Here is a 24,050-nt window from a genome sequence, read left to right as displayed (position 1 = left end):
CCCACCGGTGGCGGGAGAACCGCAGGCCGACTGCCTGTTCTGCAAGATCGTGGCGGGGGAGGTGCCGGCGACCATCGTCCGCGAGACCGGGACGACCGTCGCGTTCCGCGACATCAACCCCCAGGCCCCGACGCACGTCCTGGTGATCCCCAAGGTGCACTACCCGGACGCCGCGTCGCTGTCCGCCGCCGAACCCCAGGTCATCGCCGACATACTGCGCGAGTCCCGTGAGGTCGCCGCCGAGGACAACGTCGAGGAGACGGGCTACCGGGTCGTCTTCAACACCGGCGCCGGCGCGGGCCAGACCGTCTTCCACGCCCATCTGCACGTGCTCGGCGGCCGCGGCCTCCAGTGGCCCCCCGGATAACCGCCCGTGTCCGTACGCGAACTCGTCGTCCTCGGCACCGCCAGTCAGGTCCCCACCCGGCACCGCAACCACAACGGCTATCTGCTGCGCTGGGACGGCCAGGGGCTGCTCTTCGACCCCGGTGAGGGCACCCAGCGCCAGATGCTGCGCGCCGGGGTCGCCGCGCACGACATCAACCGGATCTGCGTCACGCATTTCCACGGCGATCACTCGCTGGGCCTGGCCGGGGTGATCCAGCGGATCAACCTGGACCGCGTGCCGCACCCCGTCACCGCCCACTACCCGGCCAGTGGCCAGCACTTCTTCGACCGGCTGCGGTACGCCACCGCCTACCGCGAGACGGTCCGGCTCAAGCAGCGCCCGGTGGCCGCCGACGGCGAACTGGACCGTTCGAAGTCCTACGCCCTGGAGGCGCGCAAGCTCTCCCACCCGGTCGAGTCGTACGGCTACCGCCTGGTGGAGCCGGACGCGCGGCGGATGCTCCCGGACCGGCTGGCCGCGCACGGCATCGCCGGCCCCGACGTCGGCCGGCTGCAGCGGACCGGCGAATGGAACGGCGTCAGCCTGGACGAGGTCAGCGAGCTGCGCCCCGGCCAGAAGTTCGCCTTCGTGATGGACACCCGGCTGTGCGAGGGCGTGTACGCGCTCGCGGCGGGCGTGGACATGCTCGTCATCGAGTCGACGTTCCTGGACGAGGATCTGCAACTGGCCGTCGATCACGGTCACTTGACGGTCGGGCAGGCGGCCGGCGTGGCCGTGGACGCGGGCGTACGGCATCTCGTCCTGACCCACTTCTCGCAGCGCTACTCCGACCCCGAAGAGTTCGAGCGGCAGGCACGCGCAGCCGGATTCGCCGGCGAACTCACCGTCGCCCAGGACCTGATGCGCGTGCCGCTGCCCAAGAGGCGCTGACCGTCTCTCCCCCGGGGGCACTCCTCCCGGAGGGCGCCTACGGCAGGTAGTACATCGGGTTCGGCAGCTTGAAGGTCCGGTCCCCGGAGCCGCCCTGCAGATCGCTGTACTGGTCCCCGAAGTTGGCGACGATGTCGTAGCCGAGCGACTCGATGTGCTGACGGGTGCCCGACTTGTACTGGACGGTCGAGCAGTCGGCGCCGCAGGGCAGGTAGGGGGGCGGGTTCTCCTTGTTCTTCAGGTAGACGTGCGTACGGTCCAGCGGCACCCCGTACCCGACGTTCTTGAGGTTGCGCACGCTCCACTCGCGCTGCGCTTCCTTGCGGCCGGTGATGAAGAAGACCTCGGCGCCCTTGCGGTGCGCCCAGTTGACGAGGTCGTTCATGCCGAAGACCGGGTCCATGTCGGTGGACTCGAGGTACTTGTCCTGGCTCTCCGGGGTGAAGTGGAAGCCGACCTGCAGCTCGTAGTTGTAGGTCAGCAGGGTGGTGTCATCCATGTCCAGGACGATCGCGGGCTTCTTCGCGGCACCGGCCTGCTTGCCGGACCCGTCGGCAGGCTTCGCGAGGGCCTTGGCCAGATAGCCGCGGGCCTTGGCCTCTATGCCGCTGATCTGGCGGGCGTAGTTGCTGTGGGGTGAGGCGTAGTGCTGGCCGTCGGCCGTCACCGTGTCGCCGTAGTACGCCTTGATCTGGTCCTGCACCTGGGTGAGGTTGGGGATCTCCTTGTCGGTGCGGGGGACCGCGTGCTCGGCGGTCGCCTGGCCGATGCCGAAGACGGCGGTGCCGGTGACGAGGGCGGCGACCGTCGCGGCGCCGAGGCGGGCGCGACGGGAGAGGGCGGGGCGGGGCATACGGCTCCTTCGGATGACATGAGCAGGCTGAGCGTGCACTAGGTAGATCTAACAAGAGCCGCCAATTGCCTATCTACGCGCGAAGATTCAACGGTTGGTAAAGCCTCACGGGGCGGGGGGTGTTGACGGCCCTGGCGCCGCTCCTTACCCTCCGACTGCATATGAGGACGTCGCCCATATATGCAAACGGCCCTCAACGGTGCAGGAGTCGCCCCGCATGGAGTCACCCCGCATGGACCGCCTCGCCATCACCGAGGTCCGGCTCACCCCGGTCCTGGTTGCCGACCCGCCGCTGCTCAACACCCAGGGCGTACACCAGCCGTACACTCCCCGGCTGATCATCGAGGTGGTGACGGCGGGCGGTGCCACCGGACTCGGCGAGACCTACGGCGATGCCGAGTACCTCGATCTGGCCCGCCCGTTGGCGACCGCACTGATCGGCCGCAAGGTCACGGACCTGAACGGACTCCCCGCGCTGGCCGCGCAGGTGTGCGGCGCCTCGCCCGCCGCCACCGGTGCCGACGCCGTCGACGCCGTCGACGCCGGCGGGCTGCGCGGCGTGCGGACCGCCGGCAAACTGCGGCTCTCGGTGCTCTCCGGTTTCGAGGTGGCCTGCCTGGACGCCTGGGGACACGCCGCCGGACTGCCCGTCCACGCGCTGCTCGGCGGCAAGGTCCGTGACCGCGTCGAATACGGCGGATACCTCTTCTACCGGTGGGACGCCCACCCGGGCGGCCGCGGGGAACGCGACGACTGGGGCGCGGCACTCGATCCGGCCGGCGTCGTCGCCCAGGCCCGCCGCTTCGCGGACCGGTACGGCTTCAGGTCCTTCAAGCTCAAGGGCGGCGTCTTCGCGCCCGCACAGGAGATCGCGGCGGTCAGGGCGCTCGCCGCCGCGTTCCCGGGCAGCCCGCTCCGCCTCGACCCCAACGGCGCCTGGAGCGTGCGCACCTCGCTGGAGGTGGCGCACGAGCTGGGCGACGTCCTGGAATACCTGGAGGATCCGGCGAGCGGCACCGCACGGATGGCGGAGGTGGCGGCCGCCTTGCGCGGTGCGGGGCGAAGCCCCGCCGACCGGGGCGGGGGCGGGCTGGAGGCACCTCCCAGCGGTACCTGGAGAAGGGAGAACCTGCCGCTGGCCACCAACATGTGCGTGACGACCTTCGACGAGATCGCCGAGGCGTTCACCCGCGACGCCGTGCAGATCCTGCTCTGCGACCACCACTACTGGGGCGGCCTGCGCAGCACCCGCGAACTGGCCGCCGTCTGCGACACCTTCGGCGTCGGCCTGTCCATGCACTCCAACACCCACCTGGGCATCAGCCTCGCCGCCATGACCCAGGTCGCGGCGACCCTCCCGCATCTCGACCACGCCTGCGACACCCACTACCCCTGGCAGACCGAGGACGTCCTTACCGAACGCCTCACCTTCCGCGACGGCCATCTGGACGTCGGCGACGCCCCCGGCCTGGGCGTCGCCCTCGACCCCGACCGGCTCGCGGCCCTGCACCGCCGCTGGCTGGAGGACGACGGAGGCTACCGCTCCCGCGATGACGCGGCGGCGATGCGGGTGGCCGATCCCCGGTGGGTCACGCCCGCGGTTCCGCGCTGGTGAGACCGGACCGCGCGGCACGGACACGCCGCACGCCGCGCACCGCACGGCGACACCCCGCGCGGCGAACCACCCGCCGCCGCGCGGCCGTTCCCGGATGACGACGATGCGGCCAATCCTCCCCAACCACCCCCCTTCCGCGTACGGTGTGGCACGGCTCAGTGGCGGTACGCCACAGTGGTCCCGTAGGTGATCTTCGAAAGGGGCTGTTCCATGGCACAGGAAGTGCGCGGCGTCATTGCGCCGGGGAAGAACGAACCCGTCCGGCTGGAGACGATCCTGGTGCCGGATCCCGGCCCCGGTGAGGCCGTGGTGAAGATCCAGGCCTGTGGGGTCTGCCACACCGATCTGCATTACAAGCAGGGCGGGATCAACGACGAGTTCCCGTTCCTGCTGGGGCACGAGGCGGCGGGTGTCGTCGAGTCCGTCGGGGCGGATGTCACGGACGTGGCGCCGGGGGACTTCGTCGTCCTCAACTGGCGGGCCGTGTGCGGGGCGTGCCGGGCGTGTCTGCGCGGGCGCCCGCAGTACTGCTTCGACACGCACAACGCCCGGCAGAAGATGACCCTGAAGGACGGGACGGAGCTGAGCCCGGCGCTGGGCATCGGGGCGTTCGCCGACAAGACGCTGGTCGCCGCCGGGCAGTGCACCAAGGTCGACCCCGAGGTCTCACCGGCCGTGGCCGGGCTGCTGGGCTGCGGGGTGATGGCGGGCCTCGGCGCCGCCATCAACACCGGCGGGGTGGGGCGCGGCGACTCGGTGGCGGTCATCGGCTGCGGCGGGGTGGGGGACGCCGCCGTCGTGGGGGCGAGGCTGGCGGGCGCGGCGAAGATCATCGCCGTCGACATCGACGACCGGAAGCTCGAAAAGGCCCGGTCCATGGGCGCCACCCACACCGTCAACTCCCGTTCCACCGACCCCGTTGCGGCGATCCAGGAGCTGACCGGCGGTTTCGGCGCGGATGTGGTCATCGATGCGGTGGGCCGCCCGGAGACCTACAAACAGGCGTTCTACGCCCGGGACCTCGCCGGCACCGTCGTCCTGGTGGGCGTCCCCACCCCGGAGATGATCCTGGAACTCCCCCTGCTGGACGTCTTCGGCCGCGGCGGCGCCCTCAAGTCCTCCTGGTACGGCGACTGCCTGCCCTCCCGCGACTTCCCGATGCTGATCGACCTGCATCAGCAGGGCCGGATCGACCTCGCCGCATTCGTCACCGAGACCATCGGTATCGAGGACGTCGAGCAGGCCTTCGAGCGGATGCACGCGGGCGACGTCCTGCGTTCGGTGGTGGTGCTCTGATGACGGCCCGCATCGATCACCTGGTCACCTCCGGGACGTTCTCCCTGGACGGCGGCACCTGGGACGTCGACAACAACGTATGGATCGTCGGCGACGACGTCGAGGCGGTCGTCATCGACGCCGCGCACGACGCCGACGCCATCCTCGAAGCCCTCGGCGGCCGGACGCTGCGCGCCATCATCTGCACCCACGGCCACAACGACCACATCGACGCCGCACCGGCGCTCGCCGCCCGCACCGGCGCACAGATCCATCTGCACCCCGACGACCTGCCGCTCTGGAAGCAGACCCATCCCGGCCACGCCCCGGACGCGCACCTGGCCGACGGGCAGGTACTCACCATCGCCGGTACGGACCTGACGGTGCTGCACACCCCCGGGCACGCACCGGGCGCGGTCTGCCTCTACGCGCCCGACCTGGGCACGGTCTTCACCGGCGACACCCTCTTCCACGGCGGCCCCGGCGCCACCGGGCGGTCCTTCTCGGACTTCCCGACGATCATCGAATCGATCCGGGACCGGCTGCTGACCCTGCCGCTCCGGACCGAGGTCCGCACCGGACACGGCGACGCGACGACCATCGGGGACGAGGCCCCGCATCTGGAGGAGTGGATCACGAGGGGGCACTAGCGGCCGAGGGCCCGGCGACCGGCGGAATAGACGGCCCGTCCCCGGGCTTGGCATCGGCATGACGATCATTCGCTATCTGGGCGGCCCCACCGCGCTGATCGAGTTCGGCGGGCTGCGGCTGCTCACCGACCCGACGTTCGACGCGCCCGGTGACTACCCCATCGGACAGCGCACGTTGGTGAAGACCGCCGGACCGGCCCTCGCCGCCGCGGAGGTCGGCCCGGTCGATGCCGTGCTGCTCTCCCACGACCAGCACCCGGACAACCTCGACCACGCCGGCCGCGCCTACGTCGACCGGGCGCCCCTGGTCCTGTCCACGGCATCCGCCCGGGAGCGGCTCGGCGGGCCGGTCCGGGCGCTGGCCAACTGGGCGTCGTACGAGCCGAAGGACGGGCTGCGCATCACCGGCGTCCCCGCCCTGCACGGGCCCGAGGGCAGCGAGCCGGTGGTCGGTGAGGTGACGGGCTTCGTACTGGAGGGCGCGGGCCTGCCGACCGTCTACGTCAGCGGCGACAACGCCTCGCTCGACGTCGTGCGCCGGATCGCCGACCGCTGCGGCCCGGTCGACATCGCCGTCCTCTTCGCGGGCGGGGCGCAGACGCCGCTGCTGGGGGACGCCTTCCTCACCCTCCCCAGCGCCGGCGCGGCGGAGGCGGCCGGGATCCTCGGCGCCCGGCACGTCGTCCCGCTGCACATGGAGCACTGGGCGCACTTCACCCAGGGACCGGACACCCTCCGTCCGGCCTTCGAGAAGGCGGGACTGGCGGACCGTCTCCACGTGTTGAAGCCGGGCGAGCAAGTGGAGCTGTGACGCCCCGCCGCCCTCCGTCACATCTCCCCGGCCGCCCGCTCCAGGATGCGGGCGGCCACCGCGGCGGAGTCCACCAGCGGATGCAGCGCCAGCGCCCGCAGCGCCGCGCCCCGGTCCTTGAACGTCGCGGCCTCCACCGTCGCCCGCTCCACCGCCTTGACCTGCAACATCAGCCCCAACTGATCCTCGCGCAACGGCGCGCACGGCAGCGGCCGGGCGCCCTTGGACGTCACCTCGCAGACCGTCTCCACGATCGCGTCCGGCGCCAGCTGCGGCACCGTCGAACCGTTGCGGACATTGAGGATCAGCCGGCTGCCGCGGTTGCCCGCGATGGCGTGCATCAGGGCCAGCGCGACCCGGTCGTAGCCGCCGCCTTCCAGGTCGTGACTGTCGCGCTGCCAGCCGCCGCTCGCCTCCCGGCTGTGCGCCATGTACGTCTCCTCGCGCTCCAGCCGGGTCCGCTCCCACAGGTCGTACGCGGCCTGCGGGCCGCCCGCCGCCGCGGCCCGCGCGAAGAAGCCACCCTGCTGCTGGTCGAGGAACTCGCCGCGGGTCTCGGGGGTGTCCCGTACGGAGGCGAGGGTCTCGCGGCGGAAGTAGTAGTAGTGCAGATACTCGTTGGGGAGCGCGCCCAGGGTGTGCAGCCAGTCCGCGCCGAAGAGGCGCCCCTCCTCGAACGAGCCCAGCGCGGCCGCGTCGTCGAGGAGTTTGGGCAGCAGCTCGGCGCCGTCGAGCGTCAACGACCGCAGCCACCCGAGGTGGTTGAGGCCCACGTAGTCGTACGCCACGCGGTCCGGATCCGCCCCGGCCGCGCGGGCCGCCCGGCGTACCAGCCCCACCGGTGAGTCGCAGATCCCGATGACACGGTCGCCCAGCACCTGCGACATCGCCTCGGTGACCATGCCCGCCGGGTTCGTGAAGTTGATGACCCACGCCGTCGGGGCGAGCGCCGCCACGCGTTCGGCGATGCCCAGCGCCACCGGGATGGTCCGCAGGCCGTACAGGACACCGCCCGCGCCGACCGTCTCCTGCCCCAGCACCCCCTCGGCCAGCGGAATGCGCTCATCGCGGATCCGGCCGGCCGTACCGCCCACCCGTATCGCGGAGAAGATGAAATCGGCCCCGGTCACGGCCTCGTCCAGATCGCGGGCGAGGCGTACGGTCACCGGATGGGGACGGCCCTGCGCCAGCCGCGCCAGCACATCGGCGATCACCGCCACCCGTTGCGCGTCGGTGTCGTACAGGGTCACCTCGGAGACGGAGCGTGCCGGGTCCTCCAGCAGCGCGCGGTAGACCAGCGGCACCCGGAAACCGCCTCCGCCGAGAATCGTGAGCCTCATGAGGCGGAACGTACCGCAGCATCAGGCAGACTGGCGGCACGTGCCGAGATGAGAGGGGCGAGCGCGGTGAGCAGTGGCCGACGCGATGTCCAACCGCCTGCGGGCCCGGCTCCCGTGCCGACGGCCCTCGACCCGCTCGCCGAGGTGCGGCGCACGGGCGATCCGTACACCGACGTCTATCTGACCGGCACGGTCTTCCTGGACATCATCTTCACCGGCCTGGATTCCGCCCCGGTCCGCGGCACCGAGTCCTGGGCCCGCGGCATGGGCTCCAGCCCCGGCGGCGTCGCCAACATGGCCACGGCGCTGGCCCGGCTCGGGCTGCGCACCTCCCTGGCCGCCGCCTTCGGCGACGACATGTACGGCGAGTACTGCTGGGAGGCGCTCTCCCAGGGCGAGGGCATCGACCTGACGATGTCCCGTACGGTCCCCGGCTGGCACTCCCCGGTGACGGTCTCCATGGCCTACGAGGGCGAGCGCACGATGGTCTCGCACGGCCATGAGGCGCCGCCGCCCGAGTCCGCCTTCGACGGCGCGCACGCACCGGGCTGCCCGCCGCCGTCCCGCGCCTGCGTCGCCTCGCTGGTGCCCGGCCGCCGCGAGGGCTGGCTGGGCTGCGCGGCCGGCCGCGGCAGCCGGATCTTCGCGGACGTGGGCTGGGACGACAGCGGCCGCTGGGACCCGGCCGACCTCGCCGACCTCGCACACTGCGAGGCCTTCCTGCCCAACGCGGAGGAGGCGATGCGCTACACCCGCACCGACTGCCCCCGCGCCGCCGCCCGCAAGCTGGCCGAACGCGTTCCGCTCGCGGTGGTCACCATGGGCGCGGAGGGCGCCTGCGCCGCGGACGGCCGGACCGGGGAGTGCGCCGAGGTGCCCGCCATCGCCGTCGAGGCGCTGGACCCCACCGGCGCCGGGGACGTATTCGTCGCCGGGTTCGTCACCGGCACCCTCGCCGACTGGCCGCTCGCCGACCGGCTGGCCTTCGCGGGCCTGAGCGCCGCCCTGTCGGTGCAGGAATTCGGCGGCTCGCTCTCCGCACCCGGCTGGGCCGAGATCGCGGCCTGGTGGCAGGGGGTACGGACGTGTGACGCCGCGGGGCCGGCCGCGCTGCGCCGCCAGTACGGATTCCTGGACGATGTGCTGCCCGCCGCCTACCGGCCCGCCCCGCTGGCCCGTGCGGTCCCCACGATCGGCTTCCGGCGCCCGGCCTGAGTGCGCGGGCCTGAGTGCGCGGGCCCGAGTGCACCCGGCCCGGGGCCGCCCGGCCGAGGGGCGGGCGGGCGTCCCGTTCCCCGCCCGTTCCCGGCCCGTCCCCTGCCCGCCCCGAAAAGCCTTCGGCCTTGTCAGTGCCCCGTCGTACTCTTGTATCCCAAGAGAGGTCAGGCCACCGGCGCCCCTTTCACGAGCGCAGGCGCCTTTGAAGAGCAAAGGATGGGGGTTGAGCAGGCTACCGAGCCGGCCCATGACGCAGACACCCATGCAACCGCAGGCCAGCGCCCAGTTCACCGTCCCGGCCAAGCACCCGATGGTGACGGTCCTGGGGTCCGGAGACTCGCTGCTGCGGGTGATCGAAAAGGCCTTCCCGGCGACCGACATCCATGTCCGGGGCAACGAAGTCAGCGCTGTCGGAGATGCCCGGGAAGTGGGCCTCATTCAGCGTCTGTTCGACGAGATGATGCTGGTGCTCCGCACCGGACAACCGATGACGGAGGACGCAGTGGAACGCTCCATCGCCATGCTGCGCGCGGCGGAGGACGGCGAGGGCGCGGTGGGCGAGACGCCCGCCGAGGTGCTGACCCAGAACATCCTGTCCAACCGCGGCCGCACGATCCGGCCCAAGACCCTCAACCAGAAGCGCTATGTCGACGCCATCGACGCGCACACCATCGTGTTCGGCATCGGCCCGGCCGGCACCGGCAAGACGTATCTCGCCATGGCCAAGGCCGTCCAGGCGCTCCAGGCCAAGCAGGTCAACCGCATCATCCTGACCCGCCCCGCGGTCGAGGCCGGCGAGCGGCTGGGCTTCCTGCCCGGCACCCTCTACGAGAAGATCGACCCGTATCTGCGCCCGCTCTACGACGCGCTGCACGACATGCTCGACCCGGACTCGATCCCGCGCCTGATGGCCGCGGGGACGATCGAGGTCGCGCCGCTGGCGTACATGCGCGGCCGGACCCTGAATGACGCCTTCATCATTCTCGACGAGGCGCAGAACACCAACCCCGAGCAGATGAAGATGTTCCTCACCCGCCTCGGCTTCGACTCGAAGATCGTCATCACCGGTGACGTCACCCAGGTCGACCTGCCGGGCGGTACGAAGAGCGGTCTGCGCCAGGTCCGGGAGATCCTCGACGGCGTCGACGACGTCAATTTCTCCCTCCTCACCAGCAAGGACGTGGTCCGGCACAAGCTCGTCGGCCGTATCGTCGACGCCTACGAGAAGTACGACAGCCGCAACGGCCGCAACGGCCAGTAGGCCGCGGCCGGTAAGCACCGAACCGCTCAGCGCGAGAAGCGAGACGAAACACCACCCATGTCGATCGACGTCAACAACGAGTCCGGAACGGACATCGACGAGCAGGCCGTCCTGGACGTCGCCCGCTATGCCATTGCCCGGATGCGCATCCACCCGCTCTCCGAGCTGTCCGTCATCGTCGTGGACGCCGAGGCCATGGAGCAGCTCCACATCCAGTGGATGGACCTGCCGGGTCCGACCGATGTCATGTCCTTCCCGATGGATGAGCTGCGTCCGCCGGCCAAGGACGACGAGGAGCCCCCGCAGGGGCTCCTCGGTGACATCGTGCTGTGCCCCGAGGTCGCCAAGAAGCAGGGCGAGGAGGCCCCGACCGGCCACAGCATGGATGAGGAGCTTCAGCTGCTCACCGTCCACGGCGTGCTGCATCTGCTCGGGTACGACCATGAGGAGCCGGACGAGAAGGCCGAGATGTTCGGTCTCCAGGCGGCGATCATCGACGGCTGGCGGGCCGAGCGGGGGATGACCGGTCCCTCGCCGGCCCCCACCATGTCGTAACCGGACACCACGATGACCACCCAGTTGATCGCCGTCGCGGTCCTCCTCGTCGTGATCGCCTGGCTCGCCGCCTGCGCCGAGGCGGGCCTGGCCCGTACGACGAGCTTTCGCGCCGAGGAAGCCGTCCGCTCCGGCCGCCGCGGCAGCGCCAGGCTCGCCCAGGTCGCCGCCGACCCCACCCGCTATCTGAACGTCGCGCTGCTGGTGCGGGTCGGCTGCGAGATGGCCGCCGGCGTCCTGGTCACCTACGCCTGCCTGCGCTCCTTCGACAAGACATGGCAGGCGCTGGCCGTCGCCATCGCGGTGATGGTGCTGGTCTCCTACGTCGCCGTCGGCGTCTCCCCGCGCACCATCGGCCGGCAGCACCCGCTCAACACCGCGACCGCCGCCGCCTATGTCCTGCTGCCACTGGCCCGCATCATGGGCCCCATCCCGCAGCTGCTGATCCTCATCGGCAACGCCCTCACCCCCGGAAAGGGCTTCCGCAAGGGCCCGTTCGCCTCGGAGGCCGAGCTGCGCTCGCTGGTGGACCTGGCCGAGAAGGAGTCGCTGATCGAGGACGAGGAGCGCCGCATGGTGCACTCCGTCTTCCAGCTCGGCGACACCCTCGTGCGGGAGGTGATGGTGCCGCGTACGGACCTGGTGTCCGTCGAGCGCTTCAAGACCATCCGGCAGGCGCTGACCCTGGCGCTGCGCTCCGGCTTCTCCCGGATCCCGGTGACCGGCGAGAACGAGGACGATGTCGTCGGCATGGTCTATCTCAAGGACCTGGCCCGCAAGGTGCACATCAGCCGGGACGCGGAGACCGAGCTGGTCTCCACGGCCATGCGCCCCGCCGTCTTCGTCCCCGACACCAAGAACGCCGGTGATCTGCTGCGCGAGATGCAGCAGGACCGCAATCACGTCGCGGTGGTGATCGACGAGTACGGCGGCACGGCCGGCATCGTCACCATCGAGGACATCCTGGAGGAGATCGTCGGCGAGATCACCGACGAGTACGACCGTGAGCTGCCGCCCGTCGAGGAGCTCGGCGACGGCCGCTACCGCGTCACGGCCCGGCTGGACATCGGCGCCCTCGGCGAGCTCTACGGCCTGGCCGAGCTGGACGACGAGGACGTCGAGACGGTCGGCGGGCTGCTCGCCAAGCTGCTGGGCCGGGTGCCGATCGCGGGCGCCACGGCCGAGATCGATCTCTCCGACGACGCCCACGACCCCGGGCTCAAGGCGCTGCGGCTGACCGCCGAGTCCCCGGCCGGCCGCCGCAACAAGATCATCACGGTGCTCTGCGAGCCGGTCCGCCAGGAGGGCGGCAGCGGCGCCGACGCACAGCGCTCCGAGAACTGACCCCGCGCCCGCCGCCGGGCACCGCCCGCTGTTTTCCGTTCTCGCGTACTGATCCCAAGTGCACTGCAAGTTTTCTGCATTCCATGTTTCGGGAAGCTGGATTCCGTCCCGATGACCATGGAAAGATCGCTCTGGCCGGTTGCCGACAGCGCGCCAACCGCGATGCCCGAGAGGAAAATTGCAAGGAATGCGTGCATTCAATGCGGCGGTTGGTGCGGTCGCCGCGGTGGCGCTGTTGGTCGGCTGTTCCGGCAGTCCGGAAAGCAAGGAAGGCTCCGCACGGAGCGATGACGGGGAAGTTTCCGTCCGGTTCACCGTGGAGTCGAACCTTCCGCTGAATATCTCCATGACCGGTACCCGGGGTTCCGGTGGGCATACCGAGGAATTCAGGAAGGTCAAGGCTCCGTGGTCCAGGACCGTAAAAGTGGAAAAGGACCGCTATCCGGGCGTATCGGTGGCGCCGGTGAACGCCGCCGAAAAGGGGGAGGTGAGGTGCGAAATGCTGGTTTCCGGAAAGCTCGTCGACGAGGATTCCGGCAAGGGCACCGGCCCCACCCTCGTTGTGGACTGCAGCGGCGCCACCTGATGGCTGCTGCCTGCTGAAGAGCGGTTGCCCCGGCGCAGGGGAGCGGGGCAACCGCCGTCTTCAGCTCGGTGCGGCGGGACCGAACCTCCCGCACCGGCCGAAACCGCCAACGGCTCCGGCCCCGGCCCACCCCGGCGAACGGGACTGCATATGCTCCCCGTATGACCGACTCCGCACCGCTGGACCCCGAAGACCGCAAGATCATCACGCTCGCACGCTCGGCGCGGGCCCGTAACGGTGTGCCCGAGGGGGCCGCCGTACGGGACGAGACCGGCCGCACCTACGTCGCCGGGACCGTCGCCCTGGACTCGCTGAAGCTGAGCGCGCTGCAGACGGCCGTGGCGATGGCCGTGGCCAGCGGAGCCACGTCCCTGGAGGCCGCGGCCGTGGTCACCGAGGCCGAGCAGGCCGCGGACGCGGACCGTGCGGCGGTGCGGGACCTCGGCGGGCCCCGGACCCCGGTCCTGGTCGCGGGCCCGGACGGCGCCCTGCGCAGCAGCGTCCCCGCGGGCGGGTCCGGCGTCTGACCCCTGGCGATGGTCGGCGCGGCCCCGGCGATCAGGGAGAATGGGCGCCATGAGCGTCCGTACTGACTCCTCCGCCCCGCACCGCGCCGGCTTCGCCTGCTTCGTCGGCCGTCCGAACGCGGGCAAGTCCACCCTTACGAACGCTCTCGTCGGCACAAAGGTGGCCATCACCTCCAACCGGCCGCAGACCACCCGCCACACCGTGCGCGGCATCGTGCACCGCCCTGAGGCCCAGCTGGTCCTGGTGGACACCCCCGGTCTGCACAAGCCGCGCACCCTGCTCGGCGAGCGCCTCAACGACGTCGTGCGCACCACCTGGGCCGAGGTCGACGTCATCGGCTTCTGCCTGCCCGCCGACCAGAAGATCGGCCCCGGCGACCGCTATATCGCCACGGAGCTGGCCGGTATCAAGAAGACGCCGAAGGTCGCCATCGTCACCAAGACCGACCTGGTCGACTCCAAGACGCTGGCGGGCCAGTTGATCGCCATCGACCAGCTCGGCAAGGAGCTCGGCATCGAGTGGGCGGAGATCATCCCGGTCTCGGCCGTCGGCGACACGCAGGTTTCCCTGCTCGCCGACCTGCTCGTCCCGCTCCTTCCGGAGAGCCCGGCGCTGTACCCCGAGGGCGACCTCACCGACGAGCCCGAGCAGGTCATGGTCGCCGAGCTGATCCGCGAGGCCGCGCTGGAGGGCGTACGGGACGAGCTGCCGCACTCCATCGCGGTGGTCGTCGAGGAGATGCTCCCGCGCGAGGACCGCCCGGCCGACAAGCCCCTCCTCGACATCCACGCGAATGTCTACATCGAGCGCCCCAGCCAGAAGGGCATCATCATCGGCCCCAAGGGCAAGCGCCTGAAGGAGGTCGGCATGAAGTCCCGCAAGCACATCGAGGCGCTGCTCGGTACGCCCGTGTTCCTGGACCTGCACGTGAAGGTCGCCAAGGACTGGCAGCGCGACCCCAAGCAGCTGCGGAAGCTGGGTTTCTAGCGCTTCCAGGGCTTATGGGGCCCCTGTCCTGGACGCACCCGACGGGCGGCGACGACCATCGCGCGGGACCGGCCGCCCGGACAGGGCGGGCCCGTCCCAACGGTCACGCCACCCCCCGGATCCGCCGCACCAGCACCGCCCCCACCAGCCCGATCGCCGCCGCCACCGCGTACAGCACCCGGTAGCCGCCGAGATGGTTCACGATCGGCGCGGCCAGTGCCGGGGCGGCCACCTGGGGCAGCGAGTTGGCGATGTTGATGAGGCCGAGGTCCTTGCCGCGGTGGGCGGCGGCCGGCAGGACATCCGTCATCAGGGCGAAGTCGACGGAGGTGAAGACCCCGAAGCCGACGCCGAGCAGCGCCGCGGCGCACAGCGAGCCGGTCCAGGTCTGCCACGTGCCGAGGAGCAAGGTGGCCGCCGCCATGATCACCCCCGCCCACAGGACGAACGGCTTCCGACGGCCCACCCGGTCCGACCAGATGCCGCCGACGACTACGGTGGCCAGCAGGGTCACGCCGTTGACCGCGGTCAGGATCAGCACCCCGCCGTCCGGATCCGGATGGTGCAGCGCGTCCCGCAGGTAGTACAGGAGGTACAGCAGCGCCAGCGCGTTGCCGAGGTTGATCAGGAAGCGGGTCAGCCAGGCCCAGCCGAGGTCGGGGTGGCGGCGCGGCCCGAGCCAGAAACCGGCGAGGAAACCGCGCCAGGTCAGCGGCGGGCGGGCGGCGGCCGGCAGTACCGGGTCCCGGTGGAGGAGCGGGTAGGGGAGCGTGGCCAGGAGGGTGAAGGCGGCGCAGGCCAGGTAGCCGGCGGTGATTCCGCCGGCCACGGTGGCCAGGCCCGTGCCGACGACGACGCCGAGGATCTGGGCCGCGCCCAGCCAGCCGCCCACCGCGCCGCGCTGGAGGTGGGGGACGCGGTCCGGGACGGCCGCCGTGAGGGCCGCGAACGCCGCGTTGAGGGTCAGCTGGACCAGACACCAGCCGACCGCCATCCCCAGGACCGTACGCGCCCCGGCGAGCAGCGCCAGCGCCGCCGCCCCGCCCAGCGCGCCGGCCAGGATCCAGGGCGTACGGCGCCCGTACCGCGAGGCCGTACGGTCCGAGAGCGCCCCGAACAGCGGGTTGGAGAGCAGCGAGACCGCGGCGCCGAGGCCGGTCACCCATGCCAGCACCGTTTCCTTGGAGGTCCCGGGCGGCGCGAGTTCGGCGGCCTGCAGGGCGAGCAGGATCTGGATCGGCCCGTACCAGCCGACCCAGATCGCGCCGTTGGCCAGGGAGAGGGAGGCGGTCCAGCCGCGGCCGACCCGCTCGGTCGGCGCCGACAGGGGCGCGGGAGCGCTCACCCCTGGGCCTGGGCCCGCAGCGCGTCCCGCAGCCAGCGGTAGGACGCCTTGGGGGTGCGGGCCAGCGTCGCGTAGTCGATGTGCACGAGGCCGAAGCGCCGGGCGTAGCCCTCGGCCCATTCGAAGTTGTCCATCAGCGACCAGACGAAGTAGCCGCGGACGTCGACCCCGGCGGCCATCGCGTCGTGCAGCGCCCGCAGATGCCCGTCCAGGAAGGCGATCCGGTCGGTGTCCTCGGTGCCCTCGTAGGAGCAGCCGTTCTCGGTGATCATGATCGGCGGCAGGTTCGCGCCGTAGCGCTCCCGGAAGGAGAGGAGCAGTTCGGTGAGCGCCTCGGGGACCACGGGCCAGCCGAAGTCCGTACGGGGGTAGCCCTCGATCTCCCGGGGCGCGAAGGGGAGTTCGGGGGGCAGCGCGATCCCGGCGAAGTCGGCGGGGCCGGCCGCGTCCGGCTGCGGGGCGCCGACCAGGGTGGGCTGGTAGTAGTTGATCCCGTACCAGTCCAGCGGCTGGGAGATGATCTTCAGGTCGTCGGCGACGGGTCCCGGGAGCATCGCCGCGATGCCCTCGTCCGGGTAGCGGCCGAGCAGGACGGGGTCGGCGAACAGCCGGTTGAGGAGGAGGTCGTAGAAGTCGGCGGCCTCGGTGTCGGCCTCGGATTCCGAGGCCTTCCAGGTGGGGCCGTGGGAGTTGGCGATGCCGATGCCGGTGGCGCCGCGGGCGCGCAGCGCCTGGACGGCGAGGCCGTGTCCGAGCAGCTGGTGGTGGGCGGCCGGCAGCGCGTCGAAGAGCAGCGTGCGGCCGGGTGCGTGCTGTCCCAGTCCGTAGCCCAGCAAGGTGAGTTCGGCGGGCTCATTGAGAGTGATCCAGCGCTTCACCCGGTCCCCGAGCCGCGCCGCCACTGCGTCCGCGTACGCCGCGAAGTGCTCCGCGGTCTCCCGTAGCAGCCAGCCGCCGCCCTCCTCCAGGGCCTGCGGGGTGTCCCAGTGGAACAGCGTCGGTACGGGTGCGACCCCGGCCGCCAGCAGCGCGTCCACCAGCCGGTCGTAGAAGTCCAGCCCGGCCGCGTTGACCGCCCCGCTGCCGTCCGGCACCACCCGCGGCCAGGCCACCGAGAAGCGGTACGCGCCGACGCCGAGCCCCTTCAGGAGCGCGACGTCCTCGCGGTAGCGGTGGTAGTGGTCGGTGGTGACCCGGGCGTCGGACCCGTCCTTGATCCGCCCGGCCTCCGCCGTGAAGGAGTCCCAGGAGGAGCGCCCCCGCCCGTCCTCGTCCACCGCGCCCTCGATCTGCGCGGCGGAGGTCGACACGCCCCACAGGAAGTCGCGGGGGAAGCGGGGGAGGGGCGAGTTCACCGGCTCGGTTGTCATGCGCGGGATCTTCGTTTACCGCCGGTAACACCGTCAAGAGGTCACACGAACCGGGGAGTTGGGGTGGTCTCGCTGGACAGCGGCTGGCCGTGTGGCCCATAATTTGGCCATGCGGTCAAAAAATGATCCGGGTGGCCAGGAGGGTGCCCGGGACGGTGCGGGGAAGGGTGAGCGGGAGTCCGCGGAGCCGGAGCGCTCGTTCATCGAGAAGGCGCGCCGCGCCCAGATCATCGACGCCGCCGTCGAGACCATCGCGGTACGGGGGTTCGCGAAGGCCTCGCTGGCGCAGATCGCGGAGCGGGCGGGGATCAGCAAGGGCGTGATCTCCTACCACTTCGCGGGCAAGGAGGAGTTGATAGAGCGGCTCGTCGACCAGGTCTACAGCGACATCGGCGCCTTTGTCGGCGCCCGGCTGGAGGAGCGCGCCGAGGCAACCGGATGGCTGCGCGTCTACATCGAGTCGGTGGCCGTGTACATGTCCAACCATCGGAGCCAGCTCGCCGCGCTCGGCGAGATCTTCAGCAGCTTCCGCACCTCCGACGGTGCCCCCCACTACGGCATCGCCTCGAGCGAACCGATCTACACGGGGCTGGAGAACGCCTTCCTGGAGGGACAGCGCAGCGGCGAGTTCCGCGCGTTCGACGCCCGCGTCATGGCCGTCAGCCTCCAGGCCGGGATCGACAACATGTTCGCGTACTGGAGCGCCCACCCCGAGCACGACCTGGCGGCCCACGCCCGCGAGCTGGCCACCCTCTTCGAGCACGCCACGCACGCGCCGGCCGCGCAGCCCGGCACCGCGCCGGAACCCACGGCACCGGACCCCACGGCACCGGACCCCACCGCGCCGCGGCGCACCGAACGGCACTGAACCGCATTCCACTGAACTGCACTCAACGGGGGATCACTTGATGACGGACGTACCGGAACGCACGATCGTGCCGGCCGGACCCGAGCCCGCCGTGGCGCGCCCGCCGCGCGCCCGGCTGCACTACGTCGACAACCTGCGTATCGCGCTGACGGCGCTCGTGGTGCTGCACCACACCGCCGTCACCTACGGCAACATCCCCGCCTGGTACTACACCGAGCCCGCACGGGACGGCTCCGGGCTGGTCCTGGACCTCTTCGTCATGCTCAACCAGGCGTTCTTCATGGGCTTCTTCTTCATGATCGCCGGGTACTTCACGCCGGCGTCCTACGACCGCAAGGGCACGCGGCCGTTCATCCGGGACCGCCTCAAGCGGCTCGGCATTCCGCTGCTCGTCTTCCTGCTGCTGATACGCCCGCTGACGGGCATCGGCGGCTACTTCGACCTGCGGGCCGAGTTCGCCGCCCGCGGCGAATCGCTGCCGTACTGGCTCTACTACCTGCTGAGCTGGGACGCGGGCCCGCTGTGGTTCGTCGAGGTGCTCCTGGTGTTCGCCGCGCTCTACGCCCTCGTCCGCCGCCGCCGGGCGCAGCGCCTCCCGGCCGACGGCGGTGCCGCCGGCCGAGAGCCGATACGGACCCCACGGCCCCTGCGGCCGCGCGCCATCGTGCTCTTCACCGTCGCCCTGGCCCTCGCCACCTACCTGTGGCGCTTCCCCGTCCCGGACGGCAGCTATCTCCCGTTCCTCGGCCTGCCCTCGCCCAGCTACTTCCCGCAGTACGCGAGCTTCTTCGTCCTCGGGGTGCTCGCCCACCGCCGTGGCTGGCCGGCCACGCTCTCCCGCACCGCGGGCCGGGTGGGCTTCGCCGTCGCCACCGTCGCGACGCTGGCCTTTCTGCCGGTCGCCGCGGCCGCGAAGCCGGGAGTGATGGACGGGCACGGCACCTGGCAGTCGCTGGCGATGGCCGTATGGCAGGCGGCGTTCGCCATCGGCATCGTGCTCGGCCTGACCGTCCTCTTCCGCGAGCGTCTCAACCGGCAGGGGCGCACCGCGGCGTTCCTTTCCCGCCATGCCTTCGCGGTGTACGTGATCCACGCACCGGTGCTCGTCGGCCTCGGTTACGCGTTCCGCTGGCTGCACGCCCCGGCGGCGGCCAAGTTCGCGCTGGTCGCCGTCGTGGCCCTGCCGCTGTGCTGGGCCGTCGCCTACGCCGTCCGCTCCCTGCCGCGCGCCGACCGCGTGCTGTGAGCCCCGCCCGGCGGACCCGGCCCGGCGGGCGGGGCGGTCCCGCCGGGCCGGGCGGACGGCCCGCCTACCCGCCCTCTTTGAGCACCCGCGTGATCAGCTCCCGCTGCTCGTCCGTCAGCCGGGGATCGGCGCAGTACACCGACCGCCCGTCGACGGTGAGCTGATAGCGGAAGCCGTCCGGCACCCCGACGGGCGGTGTGTCACGGGCGTCGGCGAGGGCCTGCTCGGCCATGGCGTGCCATTCGTCGGCATCGGACCGCGCCGAGGTGTCGACCTCGGCGCGGCGCTCGATGCCCGCGAAGCCACCGGTGCGCCGGATCTCAATACGCATGAGGGGCTCCTACCCCATAAGGCGCGGGCCACCGCCCCCACGGGCCCCGATCGGCCTCACGGGCGCCTGCGGAGGCGTGCGCTACTCGGCGCTCACCCCGACCTGGGTCCAGGCCTTGACCAAGGCCTCGTGCTCGTCCCCGGCGCCGAAGCGGGCGCGGGCGGCGCCCACGGTGAGGGCCGCGAAATCGGCGAACTGGGCGTCCTTGGCGAGGTCCCCGCCGGTCAGCACGTCGTACCAGATCTGTCCCGCCTTCTCCCAGGCGTTGCCGCCGAGCGCCGTGGCGGCCAGATAGAAGGCGTGGTTGGGGATACCGGAGTTGATGTGCACACCGCCGTTGTCGTCGGTGGTCTGCACATACCCCTTCATCGTCGCGGGCTGCGGGTCCTTGCCCAGCACATCGTCGTCGTACGCGGTCCCCGGCGCCTTCATGGAGCGCAGCGCCTTGCCGGTGACGTTCGGGCCCAGGAGCCCGGCCCCGATCAGCCAGTCGGCCTGGTCGGTGCTCTGGCCCAGTGCGTACTGCTTGATCAGGGAGCCGAAGACGTCCGAGATGGATTCGTTGAGCGCCCCGGACTGGCCCTGGTAGTCGAGGTTGGCGGTGTACTGGGTGACGCCGTGGGTGAGCTCATGGCCGATCACGTCGACCGGGATGGTGAAGTCCAGGAACAGGTCGTTGTCGCCGTCGCCGAAGACCATCCGCTCGCCGTCCCAGAAGGCGTTGTCGTACTTCTGGCCGTAGTGGACGGTGGCGTTCAGCGGCAGTCCGGCGCCGTCGATGGACTTGCGGCCGTAGACCTTCAGATAGAGCTCGAAGGTCGCGCCCAGGGCCGCATGGGCGCGGTTGACGGAGACGTCCTTGGACGGACGGTCGGACTCCGCGTGCACCTTGGTGCCGGGCACGGTCTCCTGATGGCCGGCGTCGTAGATGGTGCGGTTCGGCTTGTCGGCGGCGGCGCCGGGCTCGCCGGGGGTCACTCCGCGGGCGATGACGTCCAGGCGCCGGCTGCGCTGGGTGTCGTCGTGGTCCAGGGTGCGGCGGACGTGCTCGTGCGCATCGGCCAGGTTGCTGAGGATGTGCGGCGGAACGATGGTGCAGAAGACCGGGGTGGCGGGCATTTGGCTGCGGTCCATGTGAGTGAGGTCCATGGACAAACGGTGGCACCCTGTAACCTTCGTGTCACTGCCAGCCGCGAAGATTCCCAAAAAAGTGTGGTTCGTCGCACTTAGGGCACTATGTCCGTCCGGTCCCGCATACTGATACGCGACGACCGGTCACCGCGATCCTCGGATACGCTGCTGAGCATCATGCGTTTCGGGCTGCTTCTCCTTAGCTGCCGCGGCGAGGGCCTGTAGTCGTAGGCCGACCCCCTCCCCGCGGAGTTCGGTGTTGCGGAAATCCGCCCCGTCGGCCTCCCCCGAGCTCTTCAGGAGCAGGGGGAACCCATCCTCCAGTAGCCGTACGAGGAGCCCAACGCATCATGTCGAACCCGTCGAGCCCCGCCGAGAACGCCGTCGGTCGCCGCACCCCCATCACCGCCGCCACCCAGCGGCAGCGCCCCTCCGGGATGCCGATCCACAAGTACGGCCGTTACGAGGCCGTCGAGATCCCCGACCGCACGTGGCCGGACAACCGGATCACGGTCGCGCCCCGCTGGCTGTCCACCGACCTGCGCGACGGCAACCAGGCGCTGATCGACCCGATGTCGCCGGCGCGTAAGCGGGAGATGTTCGACCTCCTGGTGCGCATGGGCTACAAGGAGATCGAGGTCGGCTTCCCCTCGTCGGGCCAGACGGACTTCGACTTCGTCCGCTCCATCATCGAAGAGGGCGCGATCCCCGAGGACGTGACCATCTCCGTCCTGACCCAGGCGCGCGAAGAGCTGATCGAGCGCACCGTCGAGTCGCTGCGCGGCGCCCACAGCGCCACCGTGCACCTGTACAACGCCACCGCGCCGGTCTTCCGCCGGGTCGTCTTCCGCGGCTCGAAGGACCAGGTCAAGCAGATCGCCGTGGACGGCACGCGGCTGGTGATGGAGTACGCCGACAAGCTGCTGGGCGACGAGACCGCCTTCGGCTACCAGTACAGCCCGGAGATCTTCACCGACACCGAGCTGGACTTCGCGCTGGAGGTCTGCGAGGCCGTGATGGACGTCTGGCAGCCCGAGGAGGGCCGCGAGATCATCCTGAACCTGCCCGCCACCGTCGAGCGCTCCACGCCCTCCACGCACGCCGACCGCTTCGAGTGGATGTCGCGCAACCTGTCGCGCCGCGAGCACGTCTGCCTGTCCGTACACCCGCACAACGACCGCGGTACGGCCGTGGCCGCAGCCGAGCTGGCGATCATGGCCGGCGCGGACCGGATCGAGGGCTGCCTGTTCGGCCAGGGTGAGCGCACCGGCAACGTCGACCTGGTGACGCTGGGCATGAACCTGTTCTCACAGGGCGTCGACCCGCAGATCGACTTCTCGCAGATCGACGAGATCCGCCGGACGTCCGAGTACTGCAACCAGATGGAGGTCCACCCTCGCCACCCCTACGCGGGCGATCTGGTCTACACCGCCTTCTCCGGCTCCCACCAGGACGCCATCAAGAAGGGCTTCGACGCGATGGAGGCCCAGGCGGCGTCCGTCGGCAAGACCGTCGACGAGATCGAGTGGGCGGTCCCGTACCTGCCCATCGACCCCAAGGACGTCGGCCGCTCCTACGAGGCCGTCATCCGCGTCAACTCCCAGTCCGGCAAGGGCGGTATCGCCTACGTCCTCAAGAACGACCACAAGCTGGACCTGCCGCGCCGGATGCAGATCGAGTTCTCCCGGATCATCCAGGAGAAGACCGACTCCGAGGGCGGCGAGGTCACCCCGGCCGCCATCTGGTCCGTCTTCCAGGACGAGTACCTGCCCACCCCGGAGAACCCCTGGGGCCGGATCGCGCTGCGCACCGCCCAGACCTCGTCGACCAGCGACGGCACGGACGCGCTGACCGTCGAGGCCGTGGTCGACGGCGACGACACGGTACTGACCGGCACCGGCAACGGCCCGCTGGCCGCGTTCTTCGACGCGCTGCACGCCATCGACGTCGACGTCCGCCTGCTGGACTACGTCGAGCACACCATGAGCGAGGGCGCCGGCGCCCAGGCCGCCGCGTACATCGAGTGCGCGATCGGCGACAAGGTGCTGTGGGGCGTCGGCATCGACGCCAACATCGTCCGCGCCTCGATCAAGGCCGTTGTCTCGGCGGTCAACCGCGCGGCGCGCTGACCCGCACCGGCTCCCCACGGCGCCCCGCCGCTCGCGCAGAGCGGCGGGGCGCCGTGCGCTGTCCGCCGTCCGCCTGAGGGGCCGCGAACCCCTGCGTTCCGGCCAAGACCGCGGTCCGCCTCGGAAGGCGTTGCCGCCGGTGACCGGGTGCGCCACCGGGTGGCGGCCCCCTGCCATCCGGCCAGTTGCCCGGTACAAGGTACTGACGGCGCATCAACGATGTGGCTAACATCACGTCCCATGACGGCAACGGGGCCGCGGGGTGACGGAGGGCTGACGTGATGCACAAGATGTGTGTGATGGGCGTGCGCACGTCCTGGCGTACCGTCGCCGACGGGGAGTTCTTCTGCCCGGACTGCGGCGGGGACCGCAACTACCTCCGCCGGGCCGGCCGCCGTCGGCTCACCGTGCTCGGCATCCCCCTCCTCTCGCGCGGCGCCGCGGGACCGGTCCTCGAATGTTCCGCCTGCCATGGGCACTTCGGCCTGGACGCGCTGGACCACCCCACCACCGTCCGCCTCTCCGCGATGCTCCGGGACGCCGTCCACACCATGACGCTCGCCCTTCTTGCCGCCGGCGGCACCTCCTCCCGCGCGGTCCGCAAGAGCGCCGTCGCCGCGGTCCGGGCATCCGGGTTCGCCGACTGCTCCGAGGACCAGCTGCTCACCCTCCTCGCCGCGCTGGCTGCCGACACCGGCCGACTGACCGGCACCTACGACGCGGTGACCGGCGGCGAGTGCGGGCACCACGGCCTCGACCCGTGCGGCACCGCGCTGGCCATAGAGCTCCATGAGTCCCTGGAGCCGCTGGCCCCCCATCTCGCCCCGGCCGGCCGCGAATCCCTTCTCCTCCAGGGCGCCCGGATCGCCCTCGCCGACGGGTCCTACACGCCCGCCGAACGCGAGGTGCTGGCGACCGTCGGCGCCGCGCTGACGCTCTGCCCGGCCGATGTCAACCGACTGCTGGCGGCGGCGCGGACGCCGTCCTGAGGCGGGGCTGAGGCGGGTCTGAGGCCGTTCCGAGGCGGGGCCGAGGCGGGCCGGTGGCCTTCCTGAGGCCTCGGGCCGCTCGGCGGGGTGGCCGCGGGTGGCCCGCGGGTGGCGAGGGCGCCCCGGGCGCCGGCCGGCTTTCCGGGCCGCGGCCCAGCAGCGGCGCCCCTCCTGGTCCGTGCGCGGACACGGCGGTTCGCGGTGCGGGCGGGCAGATGCGGATGCAGACGCAGACGCAGACGCAGACGAAGGCGACGACGAAGGCGCGGGCGAGGACGAAGGCGCACGGCGTCTGTGCGCGGGAGGGCGCGGCGTGGCCGCGCGAAGCGGCCGGCCGCT

Annotated in this window: 23 protein-coding genes; 17 read left to right on the top strand and 6 right to left on the bottom strand. The window is 71.3% G+C overall.

Annotated elements, in window-relative coordinates; genetic code table 11:
• Positions 1-7 precede the first annotated feature (7 nt).
• Positions 8-367, top strand: coding sequence for a histidine triad nucleotide-binding protein (locus AC5677_RS12955; RefSeq protein WP_497195190.1), 360 nt, complete (start codon positions 8-10; stop codon positions 365-367).
• 6 nt (positions 368-373) lie between these two features.
• Positions 374-1,279, top strand: a complete 906-nt coding sequence (locus AC5677_RS12950; protein ID WP_497195189.1) for a ribonuclease Z — start codon at positions 374-376, stop codon at positions 1,277-1,279.
• 37 nt (positions 1,280-1,316) lie between these two features.
• On the opposite strand, the gene AC5677_RS12945 is transcribed toward AC5677_RS12950, so the two are convergent.
• Complete coding sequence (locus AC5677_RS12945; RefSeq protein ID WP_497195188.1) at positions 1,317-2,132, bottom strand: HAD family acid phosphatase; 816 nt, start codon at positions 2,130-2,132, stop codon at positions 1,317-1,319.
• A 217-nt stretch (positions 2,133-2,349) separates the two neighbouring features.
• Between AC5677_RS12945 and AC5677_RS12940 the strand changes: the two genes are divergently transcribed.
• The 4 genes from AC5677_RS12940 (at position 2,350) to AC5677_RS12925 (ending at position 6,483) form a co-directional block, all read left to right on the top strand.
• Positions 2,350-3,747, top strand: a complete 1,398-nt coding sequence (locus tag AC5677_RS12940) for an enolase C-terminal domain-like protein (RefSeq protein ID WP_497195187.1) — start codon at positions 2,350-2,352, stop codon at positions 3,745-3,747.
• Between the two features lie 210 nt (positions 3,748-3,957).
• Positions 3,958-5,043 carry an S-(hydroxymethyl)mycothiol dehydrogenase gene (locus AC5677_RS12935; RefSeq protein WP_497195186.1) on the top strand — a complete coding sequence of 362 codons (1,086 nt, stop codon included), beginning with the start codon at positions 3,958-3,960 and terminating at the stop codon, positions 5,041-5,043.
• The gene (locus tag AC5677_RS12930) at positions 5,043-5,672 is read left to right on the top strand and encodes an MBL fold metallo-hydrolase (RefSeq protein ID WP_497195185.1); all 630 of its coding nucleotides are present in this window, start codon (positions 5,043-5,045) and stop codon (positions 5,670-5,672) included. The genes AC5677_RS12935 and AC5677_RS12930 overlap by 1 nt, the downstream gene beginning before the upstream one ends.
• Before the next feature lie 58 nt (positions 5,673-5,730).
• On the top strand, positions 5,731-6,483 hold the full coding sequence (locus AC5677_RS12925) for an MBL fold metallo-hydrolase (protein ID WP_497195184.1): 753 nt from the start codon (positions 5,731-5,733) through the stop codon (positions 6,481-6,483).
• Positions 6,484-6,500: 17 nt separating this feature from the next.
• Here the strand turns inward: AC5677_RS12925 and AC5677_RS12920 are convergent, their stop codons facing one another.
• Entirely contained in the window at positions 6,501-7,823 is a 1,323-nt protein-coding gene (locus AC5677_RS12920) for a 6-phospho-beta-glucosidase (RefSeq protein WP_497195183.1), read from the bottom strand.
• A gap of 66 nt (positions 7,824-7,889) precedes the next feature.
• Between AC5677_RS12920 and AC5677_RS12915 the strand changes: the two genes are divergently transcribed.
• The 7 genes from AC5677_RS12915 to era all read left to right on the top strand — a co-directional run bounded on the left by AC5677_RS12915 (position 7,890) and on the right by era (position 14,302).
• The gene (locus tag AC5677_RS12915) at positions 7,890-9,038 is read left to right on the top strand and encodes a carbohydrate kinase family protein (protein WP_497195182.1); all 1,149 of its coding nucleotides are present in this window, start codon (positions 7,890-7,892) and stop codon (positions 9,036-9,038) included.
• Positions 9,039-9,288: 250 nt separating this feature from the next.
• Positions 9,289-10,302, top strand: a complete 1,014-nt coding sequence (locus AC5677_RS12910) for a PhoH family protein (RefSeq protein WP_497195181.1) — start codon at positions 9,289-9,291, stop codon at positions 10,300-10,302.
• Positions 10,303-10,359: 57 nt separating this feature from the next.
• Entirely contained in the window at positions 10,360-10,857 is a 498-nt protein-coding gene (gene ybeY, locus AC5677_RS12905) for an rRNA maturation RNase YbeY (protein WP_497195180.1), read from the top strand.
• A 12-nt stretch (positions 10,858-10,869) separates the two neighbouring features.
• Positions 10,870-12,201 (top strand): hemolysin family protein, encoded by a 1,332-nt coding sequence (locus AC5677_RS12900; protein ID WP_497195179.1) that lies wholly within the window; start codon positions 10,870-10,872, stop codon positions 12,199-12,201.
• Positions 12,202-12,388: 187 nt separating this feature from the next.
• Complete coding sequence (locus tag AC5677_RS12895; RefSeq protein WP_497195178.1) at positions 12,389-12,787, top strand: hypothetical protein; 399 nt, start codon at positions 12,389-12,391, stop codon at positions 12,785-12,787.
• Positions 12,788-12,948: 161 nt separating this feature from the next.
• Positions 12,949-13,314, top strand: coding sequence for a cytidine deaminase-like protein (locus tag AC5677_RS12890; protein WP_497195177.1), 366 nt, complete (start codon positions 12,949-12,951; stop codon positions 13,312-13,314).
• A 49-nt stretch (positions 13,315-13,363) separates the two neighbouring features.
• Positions 13,364-14,302, top strand: coding sequence for a GTPase Era (gene era / locus AC5677_RS12885; protein ID WP_497195176.1), 939 nt, complete (start codon positions 13,364-13,366; stop codon positions 14,300-14,302).
• A gap of 103 nt (positions 14,303-14,405) precedes the next feature.
• On the opposite strand, the gene AC5677_RS12880 is transcribed toward era, so the two are convergent.
• Together AC5677_RS12880 and AC5677_RS12875 are read right to left on the bottom strand one after the other, a co-directional pair.
• Positions 14,406-15,647 carry an MFS transporter gene (locus AC5677_RS12880; RefSeq protein ID WP_497195175.1) on the bottom strand — a complete coding sequence of 414 codons (1,242 nt, stop codon included), beginning with the start codon at positions 15,645-15,647 and terminating at the stop codon, positions 14,406-14,408.
• Positions 15,644-17,017, bottom strand: coding sequence for a GH1 family beta-glucosidase (locus AC5677_RS12875; RefSeq protein WP_497195174.1), 1,374 nt, complete (start codon positions 17,015-17,017; stop codon positions 15,644-15,646). Before AC5677_RS12875 ends, AC5677_RS12880 begins: the two co-directional genes overlap by 4 nt.
• Positions 17,018-17,126: 109 nt before the next feature.
• Between AC5677_RS12875 and AC5677_RS12870 the strand changes: the two genes are divergently transcribed.
• Together AC5677_RS12870 and AC5677_RS12865 are read left to right on the top strand one after the other, a co-directional pair.
• On the top strand, positions 17,127-17,885 hold the full coding sequence (locus tag AC5677_RS12870; RefSeq protein WP_497195173.1) for a TetR/AcrR family transcriptional regulator: 759 nt from the start codon (positions 17,127-17,129) through the stop codon (positions 17,883-17,885).
• Between the two features lie 40 nt (positions 17,886-17,925).
• Positions 17,926-19,131 (top strand): acyltransferase family protein, encoded by a 1,206-nt coding sequence (locus tag AC5677_RS12865; RefSeq protein ID WP_497195172.1) that lies wholly within the window; start codon positions 17,926-17,928, stop codon positions 19,129-19,131.
• A gap of 64 nt (positions 19,132-19,195) precedes the next feature.
• Here the strand turns inward: AC5677_RS12865 and AC5677_RS12860 are convergent, their stop codons facing one another.
• Entirely contained in the window at positions 19,196-19,462 is a 267-nt protein-coding gene (locus AC5677_RS12860; RefSeq protein WP_497195171.1) for a protealysin inhibitor emfourin, read from the bottom strand.
• Positions 19,463-19,543: 81 nt separating this feature from the next.
• Positions 19,544-20,611: a M4 family metallopeptidase gene (locus AC5677_RS12855; RefSeq protein ID WP_497195170.1), complete on the bottom strand. Its 1,068-nt coding sequence runs from the start codon at positions 20,609-20,611 to the stop codon at positions 19,544-19,546.
• A gap of 332 nt (positions 20,612-20,943) precedes the next feature.
• On the opposite strand from AC5677_RS12855, the gene leuA reads away from it, so the two are divergent.
• Together leuA and AC5677_RS12845 are read left to right on the top strand one after the other, a co-directional pair.
• The gene (gene leuA / locus AC5677_RS12850) at positions 20,944-22,722 is read left to right on the top strand and encodes a 2-isopropylmalate synthase (protein ID WP_497195169.1); all 1,779 of its coding nucleotides are present in this window, start codon (positions 20,944-20,946) and stop codon (positions 22,720-22,722) included.
• Positions 22,723-23,003: 281 nt separating this feature from the next.
• Positions 23,004-23,711: a TerB family tellurite resistance protein gene (locus AC5677_RS12845; protein WP_497196604.1), complete on the top strand. Its 708-nt coding sequence runs from the start codon at positions 23,004-23,006 to the stop codon at positions 23,709-23,711.
• Positions 23,712-24,050: the final 339 nt, after the last annotated feature.

The organism is Streptomyces sp. JLSY215, from assembly GCF_059682825.1.
This window is presented reverse-complemented; position numbering and strand designations above follow the sequence as displayed.

Bases quoted from the DNA above. Each gene is read 5' to 3' on its own strand.
- AC5677_RS12945 (WP_497195188.1), bottom strand. From the start codon at position 2,132: ATGCCCCGCCCCGCCCTCTCCCGTCGCGCCCGCCTCGGCGCCGCGACG.
- AC5677_RS12940 (WP_497195187.1), top strand. From the start codon at position 2,350: ATGGAGTCACCCCGCATGGACCGCCTCGCCATCACCGAGGTCCGGCTC.
- AC5677_RS12935 (WP_497195186.1), top strand. From the start codon at position 3,958: ATGGCACAGGAAGTGCGCGGCGTCATTGCGCCGGGGAAGAACGAACCC.
- AC5677_RS12930 (WP_497195185.1), top strand. From the start codon at position 5,043: ATGACGGCCCGCATCGATCACCTGGTCACCTCCGGGACGTTCTCCCTG.
- AC5677_RS12925 (WP_497195184.1), top strand. From the start codon at position 5,731: ATGACGATCATTCGCTATCTGGGCGGCCCCACCGCGCTGATCGAGTTC.
- AC5677_RS12920 (WP_497195183.1), bottom strand. From the start codon at position 7,823: ATGAGGCTCACGATTCTCGGCGGAGGCGGTTTCCGGGTGCCGCTGGTC.
- AC5677_RS12910 (WP_497195181.1), top strand. From the start codon at position 9,289: ATGACGCAGACACCCATGCAACCGCAGGCCAGCGCCCAGTTCACCGTC.
- ybeY (WP_497195180.1), top strand. From the start codon at position 10,360: ATGTCGATCGACGTCAACAACGAGTCCGGAACGGACATCGACGAGCAG.
- AC5677_RS12900 (WP_497195179.1), top strand. From the start codon at position 10,870: ATGACCACCCAGTTGATCGCCGTCGCGGTCCTCCTCGTCGTGATCGCC.
- AC5677_RS12895 (WP_497195178.1), top strand. From the start codon at position 12,389: ATGCGTGCATTCAATGCGGCGGTTGGTGCGGTCGCCGCGGTGGCGCTG.
- AC5677_RS12890 (WP_497195177.1), top strand. From the start codon at position 12,949: ATGACCGACTCCGCACCGCTGGACCCCGAAGACCGCAAGATCATCACG.
- era (WP_497195176.1), top strand. From the start codon at position 13,364: ATGAGCGTCCGTACTGACTCCTCCGCCCCGCACCGCGCCGGCTTCGCC.
- AC5677_RS12875 (WP_497195174.1), bottom strand. From the start codon at position 17,017: ATGACAACCGAGCCGGTGAACTCGCCCCTCCCCCGCTTCCCCCGCGAC.
- AC5677_RS12870 (WP_497195173.1), top strand. From the start codon at position 17,127: ATGCGGTCAAAAAATGATCCGGGTGGCCAGGAGGGTGCCCGGGACGGT.
- AC5677_RS12865 (WP_497195172.1), top strand. From the start codon at position 17,926: ATGACGGACGTACCGGAACGCACGATCGTGCCGGCCGGACCCGAGCCC.
- AC5677_RS12860 (WP_497195171.1), bottom strand. From the start codon at position 19,462: ATGCGTATTGAGATCCGGCGCACCGGTGGCTTCGCGGGCATCGAGCGC.
- AC5677_RS12855 (WP_497195170.1), bottom strand. From the start codon at position 20,611: ATGGACCTCACTCACATGGACCGCAGCCAAATGCCCGCCACCCCGGTC.
- leuA (WP_497195169.1), top strand. From the start codon at position 20,944: ATGTCGAACCCGTCGAGCCCCGCCGAGAACGCCGTCGGTCGCCGCACC.
- AC5677_RS12845 (WP_497196604.1), top strand. From the start codon at position 23,004: ATGCACAAGATGTGTGTGATGGGCGTGCGCACGTCCTGGCGTACCGTC.